This window comes from Arthrospira sp. PCC 8006 (assembly GCF_046480465.1).
GTDB classification, from domain to species: domain Bacteria; phylum Cyanobacteriota; class Cyanobacteriia; order Cyanobacteriales; family Microcoleaceae; genus Limnospira; species Limnospira platensis.
Window position 1 is genome coordinate 1 of the sequence record NZ_PKGG01000116.1, and the last position, 16,280, is coordinate 16,280.

The 16,280-nt window shown below is 41.3% G+C and carries 7 protein-coding genes and 2 pseudogenes; 1 reads left to right on the forward strand and 8 read right to left on the reverse strand.

Translation table 11 applies throughout. The features are described from left to right. The 7 genes from B9T16_RS16520 to B9T16_RS16550 all read right to left on the reverse strand — a co-directional run. Positions 1–1,068 (reverse strand): helix-hairpin-helix domain-containing protein (locus tag B9T16_RS16520; protein ID WP_410245274.1); only part of this gene is annotated, 1,068 nt, incomplete at its 3' end. A gap of 63 nt (positions 1,069–1,131) precedes the next feature. Continuing rightward, positions 1,132–3,279, reverse strand: a complete 2,148-nt coding sequence (locus B9T16_RS16525; RefSeq protein ID WP_410245275.1) for a tetratricopeptide repeat-containing sulfotransferase family protein — start codon at positions 3,277–3,279, stop codon at positions 1,132–1,134. Positions 3,280–3,389: 110 nt separating this feature from the next. Then, the gene (locus B9T16_RS16530; protein WP_410245276.1) at positions 3,390–5,213 is read right to left on the reverse strand and encodes a tetratricopeptide repeat protein; all 1,824 of its coding nucleotides are present in this window, start codon (positions 5,211–5,213) and stop codon (positions 3,390–3,392) included. A gap of 21 nt (positions 5,214–5,234) precedes the next feature. Next, positions 5,235–7,253: a tetratricopeptide repeat protein gene (locus B9T16_RS16535; RefSeq protein ID WP_006619064.1), complete on the reverse strand. Its 2,019-nt coding sequence runs from the start codon at positions 7,251–7,253 to the stop codon at positions 5,235–5,237. A gap of 39 nt (positions 7,254–7,292) precedes the next feature. Next, positions 7,293–9,944: a tetratricopeptide repeat protein gene (locus B9T16_RS16540; protein ID WP_410245277.1), complete on the reverse strand. Its 2,652-nt coding sequence runs from the start codon at positions 9,942–9,944 to the stop codon at positions 7,293–7,295. 229 nt (positions 9,945–10,173) lie between these two features. Next, entirely contained in the window at positions 10,174–11,970 is a 1,797-nt protein-coding gene (locus tag B9T16_RS16545) for a tetratricopeptide repeat protein (RefSeq protein WP_410245278.1), read from the reverse strand. 117 nt (positions 11,971–12,087) lie between these two features. After that, positions 12,088–12,327, reverse strand: a complete 240-nt coding sequence (locus B9T16_RS16550; RefSeq protein ID WP_410245279.1) for a hypothetical protein — start codon at positions 12,325–12,327, stop codon at positions 12,088–12,090. A 110-nt stretch (positions 12,328–12,437) separates the two neighbouring features. On the opposite strand from B9T16_RS16550, the pseudogene B9T16_RS16555 reads away from it, so the two are divergent. Then, a pseudogene (locus B9T16_RS16555) lies at positions 12,438–15,899 on the forward strand (glycosyltransferase). Positions 15,900–16,110: 211 nt separating this feature from the next. On the opposite strand, the pseudogene B9T16_RS16560 reads toward B9T16_RS16555, so the two are convergent. Beyond that, positions 16,111–16,280: pseudogene (locus tag B9T16_RS16560) on the reverse strand (transposase); the annotation flags it as partial.

The window sequence follows — 16,280 nt, forward strand, 5'->3', positions numbered from 1 at the left end:
TTCTAGGTGTTCACCGGAACGCACGGCTTCTCGGGAGGGGAAGGGATCGCGTCCTCCTAGTCGGCGGGTGCGATCGCACCAGGGACAGGATTTTAGATGGTTACTGTATCKGTGTTGTCGATTCTTGGCACAGGTGGTTAGGTCAGATTCTGCTTGTTTGAGGGCTTGTGTCCAATCTATGGCTGTGGGGCGTTTTTCCGGGTAGCGGTAGCCGCCATCGAAGCAGCGGATAAATAGCTCCTGTAGGCTGGGGTGAAGGGTTTTGAAGGTGGGGGCTAAGGGCATCGGTTGGTAGGGGACTGGTTTTTTCCCATAGACGAAATGACCGGCTTTGATGCGCGCTTCTATGGCTGGGGGGTCGCCACTGCCTTGATATACTCCTGAAAAGGGGTGTGTTCCTTCCATTAGTAGTTGAAATATCAGCACGGCTAAACCAAAGCGATCGTGTTCTGGGGTGCGATCGATATCTCGGAAAGTCTGATGTTGCAATTCTGGGGGGGTAAATTCCGCTTTTCCTACCGGACAGCGAAAGGTCAGCTTAGTATAGGGGTCGCACACTTGAAACGAGTCTGTATCTACTAGGGTGACAATAGCCGTATCGCTGACTAGAATATTGGATTCGTTGACATCTCCTACTACATAGCCTCCGCTGTGAATGTCGTTAAAGGCGGCTGCTAGGTTGCGTGCGGTACGGTGTAGGTAGAGATAGTTAAATAGGGGTTTCTGTTCCCGGCGGGTTTTGGGGGTGTAGAATGTGTGGATCGGCGCGGCGGCGGTGACGCGCGGCATTAGATACCCGACAATGTGGGGCCGGTTATCGAGAGTTCGCAACAGGTCTATTGGCCAAGCGATTAAGGTCATCCCCGGCATTACAGCTAAATTGGCAGGGGGGGCGTTGTACATTAGGGTTAGTTTGTCTGCGTCTTCGTCTGTCGGGTTATGGTAGATTTTGGCTACTAGGGTGGGGTCGTTGGCAACAACGTAGATGCGACCCTCACCACCACTCCCAATGGGGTTTCTGGTGTCGAGGGTGATGATTTTTCCATTAAACTGGCGCTGCAACCGCATTATGCTTAGGAAATTTGGGGTAGGGCTGATATTATCCTCAAGGATAGCGCTTTCGGACCATCATCAATGCCAATTTAATTGTCGTCCTAAAAATTCCTCTAGTTTCTGATTATAGGGTCGGAAAAATTCCTGGAGTTGCTGGAAAACGGCATCTTGGCGATCGACTTCATATTCTCCAGCGTTGAAAGGGTGATATTTCTGGAGTTGGTATGGCGGGAGTTCTAAAAATTCTAAGACTTGATTTAAAATGGCTTGAGGATGTTCGTAAAAGTCCTCACTACGAATAATTAAAAACTGTTCCCGGGGAAATACTGACATCCAATTTGCCAGAAAATCGATATATATTCCTCTGGCTAGATATTTCTTTTGCCCTTGTAAGGCGGGAGCATTGAAAAAGTCGATATCGTCTAGGTTAGACATGATTTCTAACTCCGAGGTAAAGGCTTCTTGCCAAGACCTCTTTTCCCACATTAATCTCTGCCAATGATAATAATGTGAAAAACTCCTGATTATCGGATTTCTTAACAACACAATCAGTTTCATGGACGGAAATACTTCCCAGACCCGCTGGGGAACTTCCAGGGTTTCTAAATAGTGAGGAGTCGCTTCTCCAGTGATAAATTTGGCTGAGGTCGCCAGGTGGGGAAAATGGGAAAGATACCAGTCTAAGCCTCGATAAAACAGCATAGTCCAAAAGTAAACTTCTTTTTTGATGCAGGGTAATACTTGCGGATGTTTACTTAAATAGTTGTACAGGGAAGTTGTGCCGCCTTTTTGAGTGCCAATAATTAAAAAATTCGGGTGCATGGGATGGTTATTATCCCAATATTGACTAGCAATTTCTGGTCGATTTTTTAACAGTTTTTTATGGCTGGCATTTCGATAATGGCTGATGGCTTCTTGGATATCTCCTTGACGACTTAAAGCCTCTCCTAGGTTCATAGAAACTATATGAAAATCGCCAAAATCTTGGAGTTTCTGGCGATAGATATCAATGACGACATCAAGTTGATTGTGTTCGGCTAATAAATTCCACAGATTCCAATATGACCAATAAAAATAAGGTCGAATATTAACGGCTTTGATATAGGCTTCTATCGCTTTGAGAGGTTGTCCTTGACGCAGAAATATTTGGGCTAATTGCAGACAAGCATCGAAGCATTCTGGGTCGATTTCTATGGCTTTTTGGTAATTTTTAATCGCCTGATTCCACTTATTGAATCTCACGGCTACCTCGGCTAGTTTTTGGTAAATTATTGCCGATTTATCAGGATGGTTATTTAGGATTTCCTTATAGTTACTGAAAATTTCCTGCCATGATTCCAGTTTGTTTAAAAGTTCCAATAATTTTAAGTAAGGCCATGTTAATTTTGGTTGGAGGGTTATGCCTTTTTGATAGGCGGCGATCGCTTGTTTTATATCTCCTTGTTTKTTGCAGATKTCCCCCAGCTTAAAATGTATCCAATCTATATCTGGCTTCAGTTTAACACATTGTTGATAGRCGGCGATCGCTTCCTGGTAGTTTTGCTGTTCTGTGAAAACATCCCCCAAACGACTATAAACATAATACAAATCTGGGTTCATTTCCAGAGCCTGTTTATAGGCGGTTATGGCTGATTTCCATTGTTGACAATTGACGAAAGTTTCCCCTAAATTATAGTGGATTTCTGCCACATTTGGGTAAATTTCCATCGCCTTTGTATAAAGGGCGATCGCTTGGGTAAATTTTCCTTGATTATCAAAGGTTTGGGCAACCTCCATATATTCAGTAAGTTTAATATTTTGAGGCTCAATATCGATGGCTTTTAATAAACAGTAATTAGCTTTATTTAGTTGATTTATTTGTCCAAATACTTTGGCTAAGTTGCGATAAGCACCGCCAAAATCTGGCTTAATTTCGATAGCTTTTTCATAGAAACTAATGGCTGATTGCCACTCATTTTGTTGGGCAAAAAGACTGCCAAGATTAGCGTAAACTTCTGCAAAATCTGGCTCGATTTCTAAGGCTTTTTTATAGGAGGCTTCCGCCTGATCAAACTCCCCCTGTAGCTGTTCAACAGTGCCGATAATTTTGTATGCTGGAGCTAAGTTAGGATGGTATTCTAAGGCAGTTTTACAGGAAGCGATCGCCTCTGAAAATTGCTGTTTCGCTAGATATGTGTTAGCTTGCTGATATAGCTGTAATGCTATGATTTCTTCCGAGAATGGCATTATTACTTTCAATTTTTGGGAAACTTCCAGGATGCTTTTCTAACATCTCCTTACAACTCATATACATATCATAAAATTCGCCAAATGTCAACCCTTGACCAATCATTAATTTAATCCCAATCAAACTGTAAATTTAAAAAATCCTGTAATCTTTGATTATGAGGATAAAAATAATCTCGGAGTTGGCTATAAACTGAAGGTTCAATTTGGGGATAACGTCCTGAGTTATAGGAACAATAATTAGAGAGTTCATAGCTAGGTAAGCCTAAAAAATCCAAAACCTGATTAAAAACTTGGGAGGGATTTTGATAAAAATCTTCACTGCGGATAATTAAAAACTGTTCCCTGGGGAAAATCGACATCCATTTTTCCAGAAATGGTAGATATAATCCTCGCCAAATATATCCGGGATATTGAATTAGCTTACTCTCCGATTCTAAGTTACTTTTGATTAGGTTTAACTCCGATTCTATCACGATTTCTAATGGTCTATATTCCCGCATTAATCTCACCCAATGATGATATTGAGATAAGGCTCTCGTGATGGGATTACGAAGTAATACAATTAATTTAATACTAGGAAATTCCTCAAATATACGCTCAGGAACTTTCGGGGATTCTAAATAATTCGGCGTGGCTTCCCCGGTGATGATATTAGTATCGAAAATACTGGGGGGAAAGTGGGATAGATACCAGTCTAAACCTCGGTCAAAATGTTGATTCCAAAAATGAGTTTCTTTCTTAATACAACCTACCATTTGAGGATGTTCTTCTAAGTAACGATACAGAGATGTAGTGCCACCTTTTTGAGTGCCAATAATGATAAAATTGGGCGGGAGAGGAGAGGATTTATCTGCTGATTTAGCCACGATTTCAGGATGCGATCGCCGCATTTTTTGAACAGCAGCATCCCGATATGCTACCATAGCTTCCTGGAATTTTTTTTGATAGCTGAGAAGTTCCCCCAAATTCAATTTAACTTGTTCAGAATCGGGAAAACGGTCAATGGCTGCTACTAAAATTTCCCTGGCTTGGTCTAGCTGTTCATATTCAGCTAAAATATTCCACAAGTTCCAATAAGACCAAGCAAAATCAGGTTTAATTTCCATAGCTTTAAGAAAGGCATTCATAGCATCTTGAGTCCGACCTTCTTGCAGTAAAATTTTACCCAAACTGCGATAGGTTTCAAAGCAGTTATAATCTACGGTTAAATGTTGACAATAAACTTTAATAACTTCCTCCCATTGATGATGCTGAATTAAGATTTTTTCTAAGCTACGATAAGTCATAGTTGACTGGTGATTAACTTCCAGAGCCTTTTGATAATACAAAATTGCCTGTTTCGGTCTTTTTAATGCCTTCAAAACTTCCCCTAAGTTATGATAGGCTTCAGAGGTATCAGGATATAATTTAATGGCTTGTCGATAACAGGCGATCGCCTTAGTAAATTGGCGCGACTTTAGCAACAAATTTCCTAACTTTATATAATCATCTGCACTGCCTTTTTCCGGTTCTAATTTCAGAGCTTTATATTGACATTTAATAAAATTATCCGTATCCTCTAACTCAGTCCATACCTTGGCTAAATTCCGATAAGCTCCGGCTAAATTAGGATTAATTTTTAACGCAGTTTGATAGGCTATAATAGCAGGTTCCCACTGGCTTTGTTTCGCATATAAACTGCCTAAATTTGAGTAAACTTCCGCAAAATGTGGTTGAATTTTCAAGGCTTGTTTATACCATTTTTCCGCCTCAGCTAACTCTCCTTTACATTGCCAAGCTATCCCCAAAGTTTTACAGGCGATCGCTAAATCCGGGTACAGTTTTAAAGCTTGTTCAGCAGCTTTGATAGCCGCATCCCAGTCCCTATTATTAATGTATATAATAGCTTGCTGGTGAAGCTGCAATGCCAAAAATTTAGGAGGTAGAGTCATAAATAATCCTGATGGTAATAATTAATAGTAGGATTGATTAGGTCCGGCAATTTCTGATAACAAAATTTCCAATTCACCAGGCTGGAAGCCATCTCCAGTTTTCACTAAAAATAATTGATACCCTTCATATACAATATCTACCCAGTCTTTAACCTTTTCTAAAAATAGATTAATTCCCCGTTTCGCTTCTTGTTCTTCGTTATCTTCTTCCGAGACATTATAATCATCAAAAATCGCCATTCCTCCCACCTTTAACAGTCGCCATGATAGCAAAGCATCTCGGAAAGCTACGGTCGCCAAATGACAACCATCAATATAGATTAAGTCATAGTAATCAGCCGCCAGAGAATTGAGAATATTTTGAGAATATCCGACTATTTTAATCACGCGATCGCCAGCATTAGTTTTAGCAATATTGCTATTAAATTCCGGTTGAAAATAGGGGTCAATACAAGTAATTTGTGCCGTCGGATGAGTCAGCACATAATCAAGAAGCCAACAGGCTGACATCCCCTGAAAACTACCAACTTCTAAGGCTTGAAAGCCGGGAATACCCGCCAGATGATGTAAATGTTTTTCCCAGGTGGGGATATTACTACTAAACCAGTCTCGGGTAAATCGATAATTGCGTTGTTCGCTCAAATACCATCCCCGCAGTTTTAAGGCGGTGCTGTGATAACTAGCAGCTTCGTCTAGGCGGTTACGTTCAGATAATAAATTACCAAGTTCTGTATAAGGTTGAGGAGAGTTAGAGTCTTCCTGGGTGGCGCGTTTTAGGGAGCTAATTTTTTCCTCAAACTCCTGGTATTGTTGACAGATATTCTGATATTTTTCCAGGATTTCAGCATTCTTAGGTTGACATTCACAGGCGAGTTTATGAAAGGCGATCGCTCCTTCAAACTGATAATTTTTAGCTAACATTTCTCCCAAATTTAAATAGGGTTCCGGGTACAGTTGACTAAAGCCTAACTTTTGCCAATTGTGATCCGGTGGATGACTAATCATTTCCGACAACCACTGACTAGCCTTATCTACGTCTGCTTGACTCTGTTCCCGCATAGCATAACCCAATTGACGATATAAACTATTACTAACTCCTGGCTTGTCTTCGGGAACTTTTTGTAAGGCTTGTAAATATATAGGAATGGCTTCCGAAAAACATCCGTTTTGACTTAAAGCATCCCCCAAGTTTTCATGAGCCCAGTAGGAGTTGGGGTTTAATTCAATGGCTCGAAGACAAATAGCGATCGCTTCTTTAACTTTACCAACCTCCAACAAAGATCGCCCTAATGGGAGATGAGACCAAGGGGTGTTAGGGTTGATTTGCATGGCTTTTTGATAAACAGAAATCGCTTTTTCTGGTTCCTGTAAGCGAAACCAAGCATTTCCTAATTTATGGTAGGCGAGTTCGTTTTGGGGGTTAATTTCAATGGCTTTTTTATAGGCGGCGATCGCTGGTTGCCAATTTCCCTGTTGAGCCAACATATTTCCTAGGTCTACATGAATGCGATCGCATTGAGGGTTAAGTTCAACACCACGCTGATAAGCTGCTTCTGCTGCTGACCATTTTTCTAAATTACTGAGCGCATTTCCTAATAAATAATAGGCTTTAAATGAGTCAGGTTGTTTGGCGATCGCTTGCTGACAATAACTGATAGCATCTTCATATTTTCCAAACATAATTAATAATTGAGCCAGGTTACGATATAACCCCACCAAATCAGGATTAAGACGCAAAGCCACATCATAGGCTTGTACAGCATCTTCCCATAATTTATGTTCGGCATATAAACTGCCCAAATTCCCGTAAACTTCACCAAAATCTGGTTTAATTTCTAATGCTTTTGTATAGGCAATTAAGGCAGGCTCAAACTCGCCTTGTTTCTGGTAAGCCAGTCCCAATATTTTATAGGTATCTGCCCAATCAGGCTGCATTTCTAAGGCTAAATTACAGCAGGCGATCGCTTCCTCTAATTTGCCTTCTTTGAGATGATCAATGGCTTGGTTATGGTGTATAAAAGCATAGTTTTGGGCATTCATTGATAAACTCATCCGCAATTTTTACACTCAAACAACTCATTAAATTATATCAGCAATTTCCATGGTTTTTAATAAACTGTTGATATCTATATAAAAATTTTGATTTCTATCCATCTCATCATCTATTTCCTTGGGAAATTCTGGATTGAATTCGCCCACTAAGTAATAATAATCTAATTCACAAATTTCGCTCATAGTCCAGTAACAGGGAACTGAGGCTCCGGGAGGAAATAACTCAATTACTTTAGTTCCCGGTTCACAGAAAACTAAGTTAGTTAACCCAGCACCATGAGGAGAAATTACCACTTCCGCATGATGTAAACACAATGCTTGTTCTTTCACGGACATATTTTCAAGATAGACCACTTGAAAACCTAATGGTTTCAGGATATCCATCAACTCCTGTTCATTGATAACTTTGCGATAATAAGCATTAGCTCTACTAATATAAATTTTACTAGAGTAATTGCATCGATTATCCTCTTCCAGTAATGGATGTTTTAAAACTAAATTTTTGACAAAATCACAAGCCCATTTTGGTGTAGGCAAGGTGCGACATTGGACTATCAAAACCTCAGCTTGAACGTGACGAAAACAGCCAAACATTTTTTGATGTTCGGGAATGTCAAACATAGCTAAAGTTTCATCCTCATATTTGTGACCAAACTTATTAACCACAATTTTATCAATGGGGAGTCCGCTGGCTAAAACCAGATGTAACCTAGGTATTACCTCGACCATCCAATGAAAGTAGTTGTGTCCATAATGAGCAGATACAAAAGCAATATTTCCTTTTAAGTGTATGGTCTCTGGTAAATTATGAGCACCTAAAGCAATTCCTGAGTTGTCGGAAGATAAATCTTTAACAACCTGATTATTGGCGGTTATTATTGTGTGTAAACAACCAGTATTTAAGCCTCTAGCTTGTGGAAAAATTTTCACTGATCCGGCTGGTTGCTGGGTTCGATGACTTGTGAAACCCAAAAGATTATTAGAAACTGTAGTTGGCTGTTTAAAATTCACAGAAGTAGATGGATATATCTCGATAGTTTGAACATGACTACAATTTCTACTATTGATTAACCACTTTTCTGGACTTGGTAAATTACAGAATTTAGAAAGCAGATCATGAGGTAATTGTAAATGATTGCATCTGTGAGCATCTTCATGTCTTCCTAAGTGTTTTAAATAGAGCTTAATTTGGGTGTATGCTTGATACTGATTGGGGTCATTTTTCAGTGATTCAAAACAGACTTTTAGGGCCTCTTCCCACTTTTTCTGAGACATCAATACATTAATAATTTCTTCATAATACCAAGTACAATTTTTGATGTTAATAGCATTTCTATAAGCCTCAATAGCTTCGTCAAAATCACCCAATTTTTGTAAGCAATTCCCCAACCCACAATAAAACCAGTCCTGATTGCTATTTATAGATATGGCTTTTTGATAATTGGCTAAGGCTGTTAACCAGTCTTGATTTTGATAATAAGCATCTGCTAAATATACATAAAACCATTCGGAAGCAGGATTTTGATTAACCAGAATTTGATACTGAGATATCGCCTGTTCATAACGATTTTGGTTGACTAAAATCTTACCCCAATTAACTCGATTATTGGGAGATTCTAAAAAACTTGGGTTGTGTTCAATGATGGTCTCATAAATGACTAAAGCAGCATCCCAACATTCCTGCTCAATTAAAGTTTCTGCCAGGGAATAATAGTGTTTGATAAAATCAGGCTGTTGTGATAAAATGGAGGGGTATAATTTCACCAAATCTTCCCAGCGCTCTAACTCAAACAATGCCTTAGATAAGCCTAAATAAAACTCCAGAAAGTCTGACTTTAATTGAATGGCTTTTTGGTAAGCATCTGCTACATCTTCCCACTGCTGGAGTTGGGTGGCAGCTTTGGCTAATTGATAATAAGACCAACAAAAATCTGGGTTGATAGCGATCGCTTTCCGAAAAGCCGACACCGCCAAAGCTGGTTGATTTAACGCCTGAAAAGCCTCTCCTAAATGGTGATGAGACCAACTAAAATCCGGTTGGATAGCGATCGCCTTCTCAAAAGCCGACACCGCCTCTGCTGGCTGATTTAATTGCATCAGACCTAACCCCAATTTATGGTGGGCTAAAAATAACTGAGGATGGTAAGCGATCGCCTTTTGAAATGCTGACACCGCCTCCGACCATTTACCGGCTTCAGCCAAGGTATTTCCTATCTGTAATTCCTCCTGTCCTCGCTGTTTTAAAATGCCATCTAATTGCAGTCCCCGTTTCCAGTAAATTTGAGCTTCTTCTGGTCGTCCTCTCTGGGTTAAAACCCTCGCCAAATTGCGATATACTCCCCGAAAATTAGGGTCAATACTGATGGCTTGCTTTAAGGTAGTTTCTGCTTCTTCCCACCTTCCCTGTTGGGCGTAAAGACTGCCAAGATTTCCATAAGCAGCCACCAAATTAGGGTCAAGGTTGATAGCTTTTTTATAGGCATTTTCAGCAGCTTCTAGGCGGTTACTTTTTTGTAAAGCCAACCCCAAAGTTTTATAAGCCATAACCCATTCCGGCTGCTGTTGAATCACTTGTTGACATTTTGCGATCGCCTCATCAAATTTTCCTTCTTCTAAATAGGCGATCGCCTGTTGATGAAGACTAACTAATTCCCCTTGTGGTTCAAAATCACCATCCATACTATTAACCCACCTGTAGACTCTACCCAATTATGTACCAATTTTAACAATTATTTAGCTTTAATATAGCGTTTCTCATATCCATAAGGTACAGCCCACTCAAAGAGAAGCCGCTGCGCGTCTACACCCCAAACCCCTCTCCCTTCTTGGGAGAGGCTTGTCCTGAGCTTGTCGAAGGGGGTTTTGAAAAGTACCTCACCAATCCGGTAACCGCTATATCACCTAATTATTAACCGCTATCCCAGCCAAATTTTACCCCTAAAAAATCCTCTAATTCTTGATTGTAAGGTTCGTAGAATTTCGCCAACTTATAGCGCCATAGCTCAGTCACATCAGGATAAAATCGAGAGTTGTATTTTGGGTATGTTTTTAATGAATAATCTGTTAAACCCAAAAACTTCTGTACTCTCGTTAAAGTGGCGGCTGGACTATTATATAAATCCTCGCTTTTGAGAATGAGAAAATTTGCTTTCGGGAAGATAGATAACCAATGTTTTAAAAATTCAACATATATACCACGCGCTAAATAACTATGGGGACAGTCCCATACCTGATTATTCCCCTGTTTAAATCGGTTAATTTCAGCGGCGATCGCTGTTGATAAATCTCGCGACTCCCAACCAATATTAACCCAATGATAGTAATGAGAAATAGCCCTATCTATGGGATTTCTTAACAGCACAATTAACCTTATATCAGGGTAAAAATTAAACAGACGTTCTGCTACAGGCTGACAGTCCAAATAACTAGGTGTGGCTTCCCCAGTCATAACCCGATTAGCTTTCGGCATAGTACAAAAATGGCTCAAATACCAGTCCAAGCCTCGGTCAAACTTCCGAGACCAAAACTCAATTTCTTTGATGACAGATAAGGCAGTTTGTGGATGCTTTTCGAGATAATAATATAAGGAAGTAGTCCCACCTTTTTGAGTGCCAATAATCATAAATTTAGGCGGAACTCCAGGGTTAATTAACTCCTGATTAAACTTAATATTTGTGGCTTGACAGTTACAATTAATGGCTGCTTCTAGGTTTCCCTGTTGGGCGAAAACTTCTCCTAAATTAATATACAATTCATAGGATTTGGGATTTTTAACAACGGCTTTTTTATATAAATCCACCACCTCCCCTAAGCGTCCTTCAGCTTTAAGCAATATCCACAAATCCTTATATAACCAAGGAGGTAAATTCGGCTTTAATTCCATAGACCGTAAATAAGCCTCAATCGCCTGATGCCATTTTCCCACCTGAAATAAAGCATTTCCTAAGCTGTAATAGGCATCATAACTATCAGGATGCTGTTTAACAATCTGATTTTGAATATTTACCTGATGTTCAAGTTCCCGTTGACGTTCCCAAGCCTGATTGAGTTTTGGTAAAATATCTGGATTTTCTGGGTCAATAGCCAAAACTTTTTGATATAATATAATTGCTCCTAACCAATAATCTTTGCGGGCTAAATTATCGGCTAACTTTTGATAAATTGTGATATCCTGAAAGGATGGCAAAATAGTTAAGTTTTCGATGACATTATCAAGATATCCCTGACAGTATCCCGCCAAAGCATTACCCAACTTTTCATCAAGGTCTGGTAAATTATCATCAAGTTGACAAGCTGTTAAATAGGCATCAATAGACTTTTCCCATTTACCGATATAACTGTAAGCATTACCCAAGTTATAATAACACCAGGGAAAATGAGGCTCAATAGAAATTGCCTGTTGATATACTTGAATAGCTGCCGACCAATGACCCTGTTTAATCAGAGTATTTCCTAAGTTATTATAAGACCAAAAAAAGTCCGAATTCAGAGCGATCGCCTTTTGGTAAGCCGACCTAGCATCCTCCCACCTTTCCAGTTGAGAGAAAGCATCCCCTAATTTATGGTGAGACCAGGAGAAATCAGGGTTTAGTTGGATCGCATTTTGGTAAAAAGCGATCGCCTTCTCCAGCTTTCCCTTAGCTAAATAGTTTTCTGCCTTTTCGTGTAAACTTAAAGCCTCTGCTTCCGGGTTAGGTACAGACATCAACTCATTTTCAAAAATAACTAATTGCTCAACCAAACTCGACCAACTTTATGCCTTAGTTGTATAGGCCATTCTCACCCACCACCATTGACTCTAAACACCTAAATTATGAGGTACTTAGAATAGATCCCGGTTCACAAAATATATGAAACCATAAAGAGCCCCAGCCATGACAGGACCTGCTATCAATAACCCGGTAAAAATCAGAGAAATTGATGTACTATAATATACAAAACCCCCATAAGGAATCAGAAATCCCAAAGCCGCAAGAATGATTTTAGTAGGAGTCCACTTAATATCCTTTTTCAGGGTAGTATTGAGCAATTTTTTGTCTTTAATGTATGTTCTTTTGCCCATGCTATTATTTCCTCAATTTTGGCGATACTGAGATTAAGTTAATCTGAGTGTAACAATACCCCAATCCCTTAGAGACCATCAACTTCTGTTTTTTTGACCAAGGACCAATCATGTCAGCAACTACTCGCCAACCCAGAGTCAGTGTCATCATTCCCGCTTACAATGCCGATCGCTACATTGCTGAAACCATCAACAGCATTTTCAGCCAGAGTTATCAGGACTATGAAATCATTGTAGTCGATGACGGCTCTACCGACAGCACCCCAGAAATTCTCCAATCCTACGGGTCACGTATTCACAGTATATCCCAAACTAATGGTGGCATCGCAGCAGCCAGAAATATCGGTATAGCAGCCGCTAAGGGAGAATTAATCGCCCTATTAGACCATGATGATATTTTCCTCCCGGACAAATTGACCGCCCAGGTCGCCTGCTTCGACTCTCACCCTGGGGTAGGACTGGTCAACAGTGGTTGGCAAATCATTAGTGCCGACGGTACACCCCAATCCAATATTGAACCCTGGTATAAGGTCCCAACTCTCACCTTAGAAACCTGGTTGACTGATACTCCCATTTTACCCAGTGCGATGATGTTCCGGCGAGAATGGTGGGAAAAGGCGGGAGGCTTTAACTCGCGGTTTGACGGTGCGGACGATGTAGACTTTGTGCTGCGACTAGCCAAAATGGGATGCAAAGCCACCTGGTTAAAACAGATAACCGTGGGCTACCGCCAACACGATCGCGCCATGTCCGTTTCTGATCCTACCAAACAGTTAGAGGCTTTTAATGCCATCCTAGAAAACTTTTTCCAACAACCAGACCTGGACGACTCTATTCGCCAACTAGAGAGGCAGACCCGTTATGAATCATTAACCTGGATGGCTTGGCGATTTTATTATACTGGTCATCAGACCAAAATGGCAGAATTTCTAAGGCGATCGCTTTCCTATACTCCCTACGGCCACCCCATCACCCTCTCGATCTGGGTTAAGCGCTTCATCGGCTACTATAGTGGCTTCGGTGAATTAATGGATACCCACAGCTTTAGACAACAACCAGAATGGCAACAACTCCTCAATGAAACCCTCCCCAAAACTACCCCTAAAGTTAGTGTAATTATTCCCGCTTATAATTGCGATCGCTATATTGAACTGTGTGTCCGAAGCGCCCTAGAACAAACCTATACAGACTATGAAATTATCGTAATTGATGACGGTTCCACCGACAACACCCGGCAGGTTCTCGAACCCTATTTAGACGTAATTTCCTATCACTATCAAACAAACCAGGGAGCTGCCAAAGCCAGAAATTATGGCTGTAGTTTAGCGCGGGGAGAATTTCTCGCGTTTTTAGATAGTGATGACTTTTTTTTGCCCGAAAAACTCGCCGAACAAGTTACCCACTTCCAGGAAAATCCCTCCATTGATTTAATCCAAAGTGGCTGGATTGTGGTTGACCAAAATTCTCAATTCCTAGCCCAAGTTAGACCCTGGGAAAATGCACCAGTCTTGAACTTAGAAACCTGGGTTTTATATAAATGTGTCCGTCCTAGCGCCTTAATTATGCGGCGGGAATGGTGGGAAAAGGTGGGAGGATTTGATCATCGTCATCCCCCCACAGAAGACCTAGATTTTGTCCTGCGGTTATCTTTAATGGGTTGTCGCACCGTTTGGCTGAAAAAAATGCACGCCTGCTACCGCCAACATGATTGTAATTTGATGTCTGGAGGGGAAAAAGTCATCCGCAATACGGAAGCCTTAATGAATGAGTTTTTCCGCCGCCCAGAATTACCCATATCTATCCGTAAACTGGAAAGAAAAGAACGCTATGAGCGCTGGATATGGTTAGCATGGAGAATGTATCGAGATCGCTACCCTAAATTCATGGTAGAATGTTTACAGAAGTCCTTGGAATATAGTGATGCTTCCTCGGTGGAGACTTTACTACACTGGACAAATGCCTTTCAGAATATCTCCCAAGAGTATGGGGAAAAGTTATTGATTGAGCAACTAATTAAGAGTCCCGAATGGCAGGAGATTTATACAGTCTTTATCGGGGGTTCAAGATTCCGCCAAAAATCACAGTTAAATTTATCAACATCGGTTTTAATGAATCAACACATTATTTTAATTAATACAGATGATCCTGGTATTGGCGGACTGGCACAATATGATCATCTGATTATGTGTGAATTGGCGAAAATTGGTTATCAAGTCACAGCAGTTAGACCGAAACATACTAGCCCTTTAGTGGAACAAGAAGGGAGTTTCGGAGTGCAACAGTTTTGGCTAGATTATAGTACCAGTTCGGATTTGGCTAGAGTGTTGAGAAATTGCCAAGATTACGAAACATTGTATTCTCAACTGAAACCGGATTTTATTATCTTTAGTGATGGCTGGCCCTATTCCCATTTTGCGGCTAAACAGGTGGCTATTGAACAAAAAATTCCCTATGCGATCGCCCTAGGTTTAGCCATAAGTGAACACGCCGATTTTTCCATGGGTGATGATATCCCATATCGAGAAGCTGTGCGCTATCAATATGGTTTGGCGCGGGTGGTCAATGTGGCGGCGCGGGAACATTTAAACATTCTCCATCAGGATTTTAAATTACCTGAAAATAAAGGCAATGTGGTTTATTATGGCCGATCGCCAAAATACTTTAACCCCCCTAACCCAGAAGTGCGAAAACGGTTGCGCCAGGAAATTGGCATTCCCGAAAATGCAGTAATGTGTTTTACCTCAGCCAGACTCGCCCCAATTAAAGGCCACCGTCATCAACTAGAAGCGATCGCCCACTTGAAAAATTCCCCGATTTGGTCAAAACTATATCTGGTATGGGCGGGAACCGGAAAAGGTAGCGATCGTGATGTGGAACCCGAACTTAGGGAAATGGCACAACAGCTAGGGGTAGCCGAAAAGGTGATTTTCCTGGGTCAACGCTGGGATGTTCCCGACTGGCTAGATACCTGTGATATCTTTGTGTTAACCTCCTATTCAGAAGCCGCCCCCTCCTTCGCCGTTATGGAAGCTATGGCTAAGGGTTTACCTATTGTCGCTTCCGCCGCCGGTGGCATTCCTGAAGGTTTAGGGGGAACCGGTAAGCTATTACCTAACCCCAATGTTGACCCAGCCGCCACGGCGCGGGAACTCGCCCACACTCTCGAAGAATGGGCCGTTAATCCTCAACTCCGACAAGCTATGGGACAAGCCAGCAAACTGAGGGCCCAACAACTATTTCGGGAAGAACGGATGCTTAGGGAAACTATAAACATCTTTCAGCAAGCCATATCAGCTCCCATAAGCGATGAATTTGCTCAGGGTGAGGAGGTGATAAAAGGGGTACAAAACGTCAGCCACAGGCTTCGCTATCGGTCGCAAACCTGGCAAGCATGGCACGCCTACACCACCGGAGATACAGCCGCAGCGGTTGAACATCTCCAACGGTCTCTCAAATATTCTTCTTTCCAATTCACGACTCAAACTATCCTAGACTGGGTTAATGATTTCGTGCGGTTATCCTCTCTAAAAGGCGATCGCTTAGATGCSCTWWCCAGKKTKSWWAATTAWTAATTATTAATTATTCATTGTAGGGGCGGGTTTTGCCGTCAATTATCAATTCCCCACCCAGGTTTTGATAAACCCGCCCCACCGTTTTCCCTGAGAAACTGGGTTTCTTGACCACGATATGGGTGGTGCGTCAGATGAACCAAATTAGCCGTTAACCCGATATGTTATCCCTCTGACGCACCCTACCAGGGTGATATAGCACTAGTCAATACGGTTAGGACGCAGCCTTGAGAACAGAATCCATGGCATCATCGAGAGAATCAAACTGCTCACGTGCAATGGCGAATGCGGGCTTTCAACCACGACCAACATTTCTCTATCTTGTTGAGGTCTGGCGAATAAGGTGGTAGCTAGCGCAAACGGCATTGAGCCGCCTCCACTAGC